General features: G+C 45.7%; 8 protein-coding genes and 1 pseudogene. 4 read left to right on the forward strand and 5 right to left on the reverse strand.

Annotated elements, in window-relative coordinates:
• Positions 1 to 288 precede the first annotated feature (288 nt).
• The 5 genes from AACV78_RS26515 to AACV78_RS26535 form a co-directional block, all read right to left on the reverse strand.
• Positions 289 to 1,395 carry a site-2 protease family protein gene (locus AACV78_RS26515; RefSeq protein WP_194011108.1) on the reverse strand — a complete coding sequence of 369 codons (1,107 nt, stop codon included), beginning with the start codon at positions 1,393 to 1,395 and terminating at the stop codon, positions 289 to 291.
• A 468-nt stretch (positions 1,396 to 1,863) separates the two neighbouring features.
• Positions 1,864 to 3,504 (reverse strand): AAA family ATPase, encoded by a 1,641-nt coding sequence (locus tag AACV78_RS26520; RefSeq protein ID WP_194011107.1) that lies wholly within the window; start codon positions 3,502 to 3,504, stop codon positions 1,864 to 1,866.
• A 238-nt stretch (positions 3,505 to 3,742) separates the two neighbouring features.
• On the reverse strand, positions 3,743 to 4,027 hold the full coding sequence (locus tag AACV78_RS26525) for a DUF2470 domain-containing protein (protein ID WP_194011106.1): 285 nt from the start codon (positions 4,025 to 4,027) through the stop codon (positions 3,743 to 3,745).
• A 492-nt stretch (positions 4,028 to 4,519) separates the two neighbouring features.
• Entirely contained in the window at positions 4,520 to 6,619 is a 2,100-nt protein-coding gene (locus AACV78_RS26530; RefSeq protein ID WP_228042484.1) for an SPFH domain-containing protein, read from the reverse strand.
• Between the two features lie 146 nt (positions 6,620 to 6,765).
• A complete protein-coding gene (locus tag AACV78_RS26535; RefSeq protein WP_194011105.1) occupies positions 6,766 to 7,095 on the reverse strand; it encodes a hypothetical protein in 330 nt (109 codons plus the stop codon).
• Positions 7,096 to 7,268: 173 nt separating this feature from the next.
• Here AACV78_RS26535 and folK point away from each other — a divergent pair, with 173 nt between their 5' ends.
• The 4 genes and pseudogenes from folK to AACV78_RS26555 form a co-directional block, all read left to right on the forward strand.
• On the forward strand, positions 7,269 to 7,760 hold the full coding sequence (gene folK / locus AACV78_RS26540; protein ID WP_194011104.1) for a 2-amino-4-hydroxy-6-hydroxymethyldihydropteridine diphosphokinase: 492 nt from the start codon (positions 7,269 to 7,271) through the stop codon (positions 7,758 to 7,760).
• A 194-nt stretch (positions 7,761 to 7,954) separates the two neighbouring features.
• Positions 7,955 to 8,503, forward strand: coding sequence for an NUDIX hydrolase (locus AACV78_RS26545; RefSeq protein ID WP_194011103.1), 549 nt, complete (start codon positions 7,955 to 7,957; stop codon positions 8,501 to 8,503).
• A 92-nt stretch (positions 8,504 to 8,595) separates the two neighbouring features.
• Positions 8,596 to 10,041 (forward strand): FAD-binding domain-containing protein, encoded by a 1,446-nt coding sequence (locus AACV78_RS26550; RefSeq protein ID WP_194011102.1) that lies wholly within the window; start codon positions 8,596 to 8,598, stop codon positions 10,039 to 10,041.
• 562 nt (positions 10,042 to 10,603) lie between these two features.
• Positions 10,604 to 11,266: pseudogene (locus AACV78_RS26555) on the forward strand (hypothetical protein); the annotation flags it as partial.

Consider the following 11,266-nt stretch of genomic DNA (forward strand, 5'->3'; position numbering starts at 1 on the left):
TGGCCTAACGTCCTCGCTCAGTTGATTAAAAGACTATGATAATTATCATTGTTGATTTGTAGCTAATAATTTAAGGTTTGACTTAAATTTTGTGAAGCTACAGTTAATCTCAAATCCGGTAGTATCGTCCTGTATTCATATCTCTATTCTCTCTCTCTGTGTCCTCTGTGTTCTAGCGCCGGTTAAATCACCTGACGATGCAACCGGAAACGATATAACCCCCCCGATCGCCCTTTTGGTAAAAGCAATCGAGGGGGTTAACTATTATTTGTCAAGTATCTGAGGGTATCAAGCAGGGTCTGCTTGAGCTCGTTTTTGTAGTAGGCGGGCAATTTCTGCTTTTTCTACAAGTCCCACGAGAACTCCGTTTTCGCGAATCACGGGGAGTTCTTGTACTTTAAGTTGTTCTAGGAGGGTGACAACTTCGAGGAGGGATAATTCTGGTTTAACGGTGGTGGAAAATTCGATCGGCTTGACGAGTTCTTTGACCAAAACTTGGGGCCAGGTACCGGTGGGGATGGTTTTGAGGTCGTCAAGATCGATCGCCCCTACCAATTGTCCCGCATCGTCGGTAACTAGGAACCGACGCCAGTTTTGAGTGTTACCGATCACGTAGTTGTTGGCAAATTCTCTGAGCGATAAGTTTTCTGGGACGATCGGGCTTTGCGCGGTAACAGCATCTGCGGCTGTCAGCCCTGCGAGTTGATTTTGGACTGTGCCATATTGTGCGGATTGACCAGCATTTTGCAACAAGAACCAACCGATTACTATATTCCAGATCTGGCCGCCGAAAAGGCCTGTAGCAATGGCAATCCAACCAATGATTTGACCGACGCGGCTAGCAAAAATTACGCCTTTGTAAGGATTGCCGGTAATCTTCCAGACGATCGCTTTGAGGATGTTGCCGCCGTCGAGGGGCAAACCCGGAATTAAGTTAAATAAGGCTAAAACTAAGTTGATCGAAGCTAAAAGTCCGACGATGGCGGCTGGGGGGCCTGACAGACCAGCACCGATGCCGATCGCAGCTAACAAACCGGACAACAGTAAGCTGACTAACGGGCCTGCAATGGCGACCCAAAATGCTTCGGCTGGGGTTTTCGATTCTCTTTCCAAATTAGCCAGCCCGCCAAACAGAAATAGCGAAATTGATTTCACGCCAATTCCCTGTTTGATAGCCACCCAACTGTGTCCTAATTCGTGGGCTAAAACGGAAGCAAATAACAGCAGGGCTGTGAACAACCCCAGCATCCAAGGCGCTACGGGGCCTAATGCAGGAAACAGGTTAGCTAGTGCGCCGCCGTATTGCCAAGTTACTAAACCCAGAACTAGAAACCAAGATATGTTGACATAAAAGGGAATTCCAAACAGGTTGCCGACGCGAAATGTACCGTTCATAATTGGCTACCTCTGATATTATGGGCGAAACGTTTTTTCTCTGTTTCCTTATAGTAACGAAATGTAACTCAAATGTTAATGTTTCAATTAGGGTGTTATCCGTCTGTAGAGGTTCGGTTTGCTGAATAATCACCGCCGGCTGCGGTTAGGGCTGCAGGGCTGCCAGGGATTGACAATCGCCGAAAGAACGGAAGTCATCTCTCTGAGGACAGAACATTATATTTATTTGAGTTTTCAATAGAAGTTTTCAGTCGGTTTTAACCGATTTTATCTTGCTGAGGGGTTGAGTCTATTTGCCTATTTGGGGGGAGGATAATTCGTTTTAGCGGTTTACGATTCGCCTGCTGCGAGTAGAATGGTTGGGGAAAATGCGATCGATTTTTGCCGATATTTTTAGATTGGGTTCGTAGTGAGGGCGACCGTCCGCAAAATTTAGGACTAAAGTCCTTACTACAAACAGAAATTTGGTTAATTGTCGATCGCATCTTCACCCAGCGGCCGACTGTAGCGCTTCAATTCATCAATCAATCGAGTATCGTTAGAAGCTGTTCTCGCACCCGCTTCGGCCGCCCACCGCTTCAAATCTTCAATTTGCGATCGGGCGATCGCAGCTAATGGTACTGTATCGTCGATCGACCTCAAAATATCCTCCGTCGTCAAATCTCGGCGCTGTCCGTTCACAAAAGTGCCAAAAGCCCGGTACAATCCATCAATTACAACTTGCTCAATTTCCGCACCGCTAAAATCCTTAGCAGACTTCGCCAAAACCTCCAAATCAAACTCGCGCAATCTAGTCGGCCGCAAACGCTGCAAATGCACCTTAAAAATATCTTCCCGTTCCGATTCTGAGGGCAAATTCAAAAAGAAAATCTCATCAAACCTGCCCTTTCTCAGCAACTCCGCCGGGAGAATTCGCACGTTATTTGCAGTTGCGACAATAAACACCGGGCTGGTTTTTTCCTGCATCCAAGTAATCAAACTGCCGAATACCCGGCGCGAAGTTCCCGAATCGCCGTCGCCGCCGCTGATAATGTTGCCAAAGGCTTTATCTATTTCATCGATCCACAAGACGCAAGGGGCGATCGCCTCTGCCAATTGGATCATTTGTCGAACGCGGCTTTCGCTTTCGCCGACCACGCCGCCGAACAATCTGCCAGTATCCAAACGCAGCAGCGGCAAACGCCATTCAGCAGCAATAGTTTTCGCCGATAAAGATTTGCCCGTTCCTTGAATTCCTACTAACAAAACGCCTTTAGGATTGGGTATACCGTAGCGGCGCGCTTCGTCAGTAAAAGCATCTTGCCGCATCTTTACCCACTGCTTCAAATTCTCCAATCCGCCGACATTTTTGAGAGATTCTCGCGAGTTGAAAAACTCCAAAATTCCGGTTTTGCGAATTGCTTGCTGTTTCTCTTCCAAAACTCCATCAATATCTGACTCATTAATTTGTTGTTTGGCCGCCAAAGCTTTAGCTAAAACCCGCCCGATCCGAGCGCGGCTCAAACCTTGACAAGCTTTAACTAATTGTTCCTTTGCTAAACCGCTAACTTGCAACTGTTCCGGTTTTTCTACAATGCGGGAAATCAAACTATCGATTTCTTGGATGTTGGGCAAGGGGAAATCAATTACTGTGGCTTCTTCTTTCAATTCTTCTGGCAATTCGAGGGCGTGAGAAGTGAGGACGATTGTTTTTTTGCTCCGCTTCAATTCCCTGGTTAAATTACGCAATTCCCGCACTACTGGAGCATTTTTTTCGGTGTAGGGCGCTCTCAAAATTGGGTGTAAATCCCGCAGTACAAATATGGTATATTCTTCTACTGCAGTCTTGCCGATGCGATCGAGCGCCGCCATTACTGAACCTTTTGCAGAACCGTTATCTTCCCAGCCGCGCACGATATCCCAGAACAATACTCGGCGCGCGGGAGTTACTTGCAGCGCTACTTGGGCAATTACAGCTTCAACTGGTTCCTCTTCTGCCCCGACAATGTACAGCAGCGAATAGCGGGCGCGAATCATCAAATCCAGTCGCTTTACCAGTGAATCGAAAGGATTATTTTTGCTGAGATTAACGGCATCTAATTCTCGAATTTGTTCGCGATCTACTGTCATCTTATTTGATATCTTAGATGTAAATTTAACTCGATTAAATATTTATTTTGTTTTTAGCGGAAATTTTAGTTGTTTCAAACAATTAAAACTGACTAAAGTCCGTACTAGGAAAGAACCTTCAAATTATATCGGACTAAAGGTTTGTAGTGAGGACTTTAGTCCTTCAAAATAATTTAAACTGACTAAAGTCCGTACTACGAACTAACCTTGAAATTATAACAGAATAGGGATAATTTGGCTACTTAGCAACTTTTCGGGCTTGTTTCACCAGATCGATCAGAGTGTGGTGGGCATCTTCGGCGTCGATTAAAGTGCGATCGAACTTGACTCTGACAGGTACTGTTTCGCCATTTACTTCAGCGGTTAAATCCATGCCGTCGGCATCGATAGCGAGCATTTGAGCGGATGTCGCCTCTGGCTTGCCGCCATAGGCTTGAGCGTACAGGACTACGGCGCTAGCGTGGTCTTCGTTCATGTGAGTGCAGATGCGATCGCTAATTTCAGTGGAAAACTGGTCTGACATGGGGAGATTCCTCAGATGCAATATCGATCGATTGTACTGCGATTTGTCGCAACGCCAGAATATATAGCAGTTGACAGTTGACAGTTGACAGTTAGTTGAATTTAAAACAATATTTGTGTTTGTAGTAAGGACTTTAGTCCCGATTAGCTAAAAGCTTTAAAATAGGACTAAAGTCATCACTGCGAGCACAAATAGTCCCAGACGCACGGGCAGTCAGAAACCGGGTTTTTTACGAAAATCTTTGGTTGTCACCCACAGATTTGGTAAAAAACCCGGTTTCTTTGGCATAGATGCGTAAATCCTGAGAAAGCTTAACTAAAAGATTTGTCGTCAAATGGCAATTCATCAAACAGCGAATCAATCTCAGTCTCATGGAAAGTCTCATATCGTTTCCGCTTGTATCGTCAGGTGATTTAACCGGCGCTAGAACACAGAGTACACAGAGTCCGAGAATATATATCTGAATCATTCCGATGAATAGAGGATTTGATATCAGGATTCGCTACTTGCTGCTTGGTTGCTTGAATGCAGCTTAGCTACTGGTAAATCAGAAAAATTTTCTACAGCAACAGGCTGCGATTTTTCTAACTTAACTACTGGCAATTCCCCGCCATTGCCTCCATTTTTGCTAGTTTGATTCCACATCATCATTCCCAGCAAACCGTCAACCAAACCGCCGCCGCTACCATTACCGCTAACCGCAACATCCGGCACAACTCGCACGTTGCGATCGCCTATAATTTGCATTAACTGCAAAGCCGTATAACCGGAACCGCCCAAAGCCACAACACCCGCTTGATAAGCTTCAGCTTGAGCATTTCCCTTCACCCGAATCGACTCAGCCTCGCCTTGAGCTTGTTTCACCTGAGAATTCGCTTTCAACTCAGCAATCTTCACGCCTTGTTCCGATTTCACCATCTCTTGTTGAATCTCAGCCAAAGCAGTTTCCCTGACCAATTGTTGCCGCTGAGTTTGTGCTAGTTGCTGCACCTCATAAGTCTTGCGCTGTTCCTCAGCAATTTTGCGGTCTGTTTGAGTTTGCATCAACTCTGCTGGCGGCAAAATATCCCCGATTAAAGTATCAATTGCTTGCACGTCGTAGGTACGCAAAGCTGCTTTGATATAATCCGCTGCTTCTGCTTGTCTGCCGCTTCTTGCAGAGAGAAAATCTAACACAGAATAAGCTTGCGCCGAATTGCGAAAATAATTGCCAATTGTCGGCTGCAAAACGTGGTCTACTAAATTCTGCATCGAACCCACGCGCGAGATCACTTTCGGAGCATCTAAAGCGCCAACATGAATAATCTGAGCTACTTCTAAGTCGAAGGCAAAGCCGTCTTGAGAACGCACGGTTAAAGATGAAAGTTTAGAATCGTAACTGTGCCGTTCCGTCTTACCCGACCAGTTCAATACTATATTAGTAGTTGGCACTAATTCTACTTTTAAAATGCGAGTATTCAGCGGATGTTTCCCTGGATAAAGAGGAGTAACCCACACCCCTTTATTGCCGACATTTACTAAATTGCCGTGGGTGAAAGCAGCGCCGCTGACATCTTCTGAGGTTTTACCAACATAGGAAATAACTGCGCCGACATAGCCGATCGGGATTTCGGTCATCGGCACTTGTTCCACGCCGACAAACCAAGGATTTAAGTTCCAGGAACCGGAAAGCAAAACTTGTTCTTGCAAACCGCGCCTACCGCCACCGATGATAAATTTTTGCGCGTTTTGGAAGTTATCGTGGTTCGGAATAATCGAACCTGCAATTTCGCCATCTTGAATCGGAACGCCGTCATAAGTTGTGACAATTCCTACTTTGTCGGAATCAACTTTGTACAGTTTTAACAGTTCCGCCGTCATCCCGTGTTTGGGAGCATTTGCTGCTGTAATTACAGTAAATAATGCCGTATTAATTCGATAGCTACCACCTGTAAGGATGCCTAGCTGTCTGCCTTTTTCTCCACCAGTTATGAAGAATTTGCGAGCATCTTGAAAATTATCGCATTCTGTGTATTTACCGAGGATGCGCTGCGGCGGAATCGGCGCGCCTCCGGCTGCGATTACTAAACCAATTTCGCCTTGAGGAACTACGGTTAGAGACTCTTTGCGGACGCTGTATTGTATGGGCCAATAACCCCAGTGCCAACCGGGGGGTAAAGTATCAGCTTGATATCCAGCTTCTCCGTTTAAGGCAATTAAATCTGCTGCGGGTAAAGACTTTTTGCCGAGGCTAAACTTTTTACTGACAATTCCCACTTCGCGATCGCCAATTACGACTAATCCGCCAAAAAACAATGGCAGGACTAGAATAATTATCATACCGCCGATCGCGATCGGGATAAATCCGCCCGGCCCTAGCTGCATTGTCTGGACGGGAACAGTGGTACGCAACTGCCCTAGCTGCAAGCTAGAATCAGGTTTTGTGGCTAGCTGAGTTGTTTGAACTGCGGGGGGGATATCGCCAGCAGCTAATACCGGTGAGGGTTTCAAACTGGCTATTGCACTGATGGCTAAGGACGCCGAAACAGCGGCTGCAAACTGTTTTAAAACCCGGACTTTGACTTGAGATTTAGGTAAAAGTGAATCAAGCATTTTTTTTGATAAGGGCTAATTTGTCCTAGGAGTTCCAGCTTAGCTCTGCTACCAAGTTTTTACATAAAATTTAAGGTCTTATTTATCATTTTTTACGTTCATAATAGTCATATTTTTTAGGATAATACCATTTTTCTAAAGATATGCTATGGATGAAGTCTTAGCCACCCCGATGCTTTGGGGGCGTTGGGGGGTAATATCAGCGCTACTTTATGAAATTGGTGTAACTGTCGGCGGCGAGTGGCTGTAACAATCACCGTAACTACTGTTAATCCGGGATTTGTTTGTAACTGGCGGGCGATCGACAATGCGGCTAAATCTTCCGCCTGCTGCACCAAATTGGCAAAAGATTGACTGGCATCAGAATCTAAGCTAAGATAGCGTTCCTTGGTTTCAGCCAAGGCGATCGATGTACTAGATGTAAAATTAATAGTGACTAGAATCAAAGCCGACAAAAGGAGACGGTAAAAACTCATGAAATTGCCAAATAAACACTGATAATTATTAAGTATAATCACCATAAATTAAGCCTAAATTAAGCTAAGATTAAAACAATTTGTTACAGAACGAGCGAGACTTATTCATCTCTCCGATCTCCCTCTGTGTTCTCTGTGTTCTCTGCGGTTAAAATATTCCAATTCAACTTCCAATGCAATCAACAAAATGTGCCATAGCCCTCGGCAGCAACTTAGGCGACTCCCTCGCCACACTCTCTAGCGCGATCGCAACTCTCAACAACACCCCCGAAATCACCGTAAAATCCCATTCTAGCTGGTATAAAACCGCCCCCGTCGGGCCTCCCCAACCCGATTACATCAACGCCTGTGCCATCCTAGAAGCTGCCCTAGAACCGAAACAATTGCTAGCAGCTTTATTAGAAATTGAAATAAAATTTAATCGAATTCGCCGCGAAAAATGGGGGCCGAGAACCCTCGACTTGGATTTGCTGCTGTATGATGATTTAATCTTAGAAACTCCGACGCTGACTTTACCTCATCCCCGGATGACCGAAAGAGCTTTTGTATTAGTACCTTTAGCAGAAATTGCGCCGGATTGGGTGCATCCAGTGACGAAAAGTGCGATCGACCAACTCGTACAAAAGGTAAACTGTTCGGGAGTAGAAAAAATGTTAAACAGTTGACAGTTGACAGTTGACAGTTGACAGCGAGGTTTTTAGGATAGGGATTTACACCCCACCCTAAAAACCTGACGCCCTGAAAGCGGGGGTTTTAATCCCCTGAATTTTGATAATGTAAAAATTGAGCAAAATTTAATGGCTTCGATCGCCTATGATGTCATAAATTAGTGCAATCAAACATTATTCGCTTCTCGCTTATGCCATTAGGAAAAGAACTGCCCCAACTCCTCAAACAGCGCCTGTTTTACCAAGGGCGCAAATTCAACTTCGACGTAGCTAGGCTGCGCCTTCCCAACGGTTCCGAAGGCGACTGGGAATGTATTCGCCACCCAGGCGGAGCACTTGCAGTTCCCATCACTCCCGAAGGTAAACTCGTCTTGGTGCGACAATACCGATTCGCCGCCAAAGGACGGATTTTAGAATTTCCCGCAGGTACAGTTGAAATCAATGAAAGCCCAGCCGAAACTATCAAACGCGAAATCGAAGAAGAAACCGGATATCGCGCCGGCAAATGGCAAGAATTAGGCAAATTCCTGCTCGCACCCGGTTATTCTGACGAAATCATTTATGCTTTTTTAGCCCAAGATTTGGAAAAACTGGAAAAGCCACCACAACAAGACGATGATGAAGACATGGAAACAGTTTTGTTCACTCCAGAGGAATTAGAAAAAGCCATTTTAGCAGGGGAACCAATTGATGCAAAATCAATTTCTAGCTTTTTTCTAGCGCGCCATTTTTTGATGTAAAATAGTATCGCGGTGCGTCGATTACATACAGTCGGAAATAACTAGAATTGTGGCAGCGACGCACCCTACAAAAATATTAAACCTCAAATCAAATGTCAGACTTAATTTTATTTTGGCACCGTCGAGATTTACGTATTTCTGACAACATCGGACTGGCTGCAGCGCGGCAGGAAAGCCCGAAAGTAGTCGGGATTTTTTGCCTGGATCGCAATATTCTCGATCGCGATGACGTAGCACCAGCCAGAGTCACCTACATGATAGGTTGCTTGCAAAAACTTCAGGAGAATTACAGCAAAGCAGGTAGCCAATTGCTGATAATTCAAGATGAACCAAGTCACGGCATCCCAAAATTAGCAACCGCAATTGATGCCAAAGCAGTATTTTGGAATCAAGATGTTGAACCCTATGCAAAAGAGCGAGATATCAGCGTATCAAAAGCTCTCGAACAAGCAGGAATTAAAGTTGAAATTTTCTGGGATCAAATCCTGCACGCCCCGGACGAAATTCGCAGCGGTGCAGGACAACCCTACACAGTTTATACACCATTTTGGAAAAATTGGAACAGCAAACCCAAAGCTGAACCAGTAGAGACACTGCCGATAACTTATCTGGAATTAATGACCGGATTAACCGCCCGAGAACAAGAAATCGCCAACCAAGCAGGTGCAATAGAAACACTGCCAACGGCATCTAGTTTGGGATTTACTTGGGAAAATCCGTTAGTAATAGAACCCGGAGAAGATGCAGCGCGAGCAAAGTTGGAAGAATTTTGCGAAATCGCAATTTACCAATATCAAGAACAGCGCAATTTTCCAGCAATTAATGGCACATCCCAACTCAGCGCCGCCCTCAAATTCGGTGCAATTGGTATCCGCACAGTTTGGCAAGCTACCCAGAGAGTAATGGAAACTTGCCGCAGCGAAGAAGCCTGCACAAGCATCCGCACTTGGCAACAGGAAATAGCTTGGCGGGAATTTTACCAACACGCCATGTATAACTTCCCTGAATTAGCAGATGGGCCCTACCGTCAAACATTCAAAAACTTTCCTTGGGAGAACGATGAAAAACTCTTTCAAGCTTGGTGCAGGGGCAAAACTGGTTATCCGATTGTCGATGCAGCAATGCGGCAGTTAAATCAAACAGGTTGGATGCACAATCGCTGTCGGATGATAGTCGCTAGTTTCCTCACGAAAGATTTAATTATTAACTGGCAGTGGGGTGAAAAATACTTCATGCAAAAATTGATAGATGGCGACCTTTCTGCTAACAATGGCGGCTGGCAGTGGAGCGCATCTAGCGGTATGGATCCGAAACCTTTGCGAATATTTAATCCCGCCAGTCAAGCTCAGAAATTTGACCGGGAAGGGGAATATATTCGGCACTGGGTTCCAGAATTGCGCCGAGTTGATACGAAACTTTTGCTAACAGGAAATATTTCACCTATAGAACGCCGGCTGCTTCATTATCCCGATCCGATCGTAGACCACAAAGAGCAGCAGCGCAAGTTTAAGGAACTTTATAAACTGCAAAAAGTTTAAATATCAAATTCAGTTGATTGATGGGGAATACCAGGTTATATCATTTCCGGTTACATTCCTGGTGATGTTGATTGTTCGCTGTCAACCGTCAACTCGAATTTACTATTCCGATGAAGAGAGGAGTTGATCTGAAACAGGGCCGAAAGGACGATCGCATTATTTCGTCTGCTTTCGGGGAACTTGTACTAATTCTCAGAACTCGTGCAACAGTAGCTTTAGGGTGCATCGCCACTTGTCAATCCTCGCATTCGATCGACAATTTCGCATCGCTTTGCGGACTATGTAAAATTACGTAACAGCCTGGTGCGATACAAAAAAAAATTAGCTAATTTTGAGGAACAGACAAAAAATATTTCAGGGCGATCGCAGATTATGAAGTCAGGGTGACGAGCGTGTCTCGGCTGAACGCACAGGTATTTGACCGCTTGGCTCAGATTGTGAATCAAAATCAATATGTTACGAAGAACTCAGAAAGCAGGCTTCTTGAAAAGAAACTCCACATTTCTTAAAGAAGCTGAGTTGCCTATTGTTTAAACCAAAGTAAAAGTATAGAGCAAAAATCATGGCTACTTTCACCGTCACTAACACCAACGACAACGAAAGCGATCCCGGTTCCCTGCGATTTGCCATCAAACAGGCTAATGCCCAAGCAGGCGCAGACACAATTATCTTCGACCCAAATTTCTTTGCCGTACCAAGAACCATTGCCCTTTCCACACAACTAATCGTCAACGACAGCCTCACCATCAAAGGCCCTGGAGTCAACAACCTGACGATTAGCGGCGATGCCAACAACAACGGCAGCAACGACAATGGCGATGTCCGCCTCTTCTTCGTCAACCAAGGGACTGTTCAATTCAACAACCTCACCCTGGCAAACGGTCGGGGCAAGGGCGGCAATGGAGGTGGAGGAGGTGGCGGCATGGGCGGTGCCCTGTTCATCAATGGTGGTAGCGTCACCGCCAATAACGTCACATTCTCAAATAACCAAGCAATTGGTGGCAATGGCAGCTTTGGCAGTGGCGGTGGCGGTGGTGGTTTTGGTGGCTCTGGTGGCTCTGGTGGCAGTGGCCGTTATGGTGGCAGTGGCGGTGGCGGCTTTGGTGGCGGTGGCGGGATTAGCAGTCTGTATGCCGGGGCTGGTGGCGGGGGCTTCAGTGGGGAAGGCGGTTACGAAACCGACAGTCGCGCACGAGGCGGGAGTGGTGCAGGCACTATCTTTGGT

The organism is Tychonema sp. LEGE 07196 (genome assembly GCF_963890365.1).
Lineage (GTDB): Bacteria > Cyanobacteriota > Cyanobacteriia > Cyanobacteriales > Microcoleaceae > Microcoleus.

Excerpts from the sequence above, each read along its gene's own strand:
- AACV78_RS26520 (WP_194011107.1), bottom strand. The coding sequence starts at position 3,504 with ATGACAGTAGATCGCGAACAAATTCGAGAATTAGATGCCGTTAATCTC.
- AACV78_RS26525 (WP_194011106.1), bottom strand. The coding sequence starts at position 4,027 with ATGTCAGACCAGTTTTCCACTGAAATTAGCGATCGCATCTGCACTCAC.
- AACV78_RS26545 (WP_194011103.1), top strand. The coding sequence starts at position 7,955 with ATGCCATTAGGAAAAGAACTGCCCCAACTCCTCAAACAGCGCCTGTTT.
- folK (WP_194011104.1), top strand. The coding sequence starts at position 7,269 with ATGCAATCAACAAAATGTGCCATAGCCCTCGGCAGCAACTTAGGCGAC.
- AACV78_RS26550 (WP_194011102.1), top strand. The coding sequence starts at position 8,596 with ATGTCAGACTTAATTTTATTTTGGCACCGTCGAGATTTACGTATTTCT.
- AACV78_RS26515 (WP_194011108.1), bottom strand. The coding sequence starts at position 1,395 with ATGAACGGTACATTTCGCGTCGGCAACCTGTTTGGAATTCCCTTTTAT.
- AACV78_RS26535 (WP_194011105.1), bottom strand. The coding sequence starts at position 7,095 with ATGAGTTTTTACCGTCTCCTTTTGTCGGCTTTGATTCTAGTCACTATT.
- AACV78_RS26530 (WP_228042484.1), bottom strand. The coding sequence starts at position 6,619 with ATGCTTGATTCACTTTTACCTAAATCTCAAGTCAAAGTCCGGGTTTTA.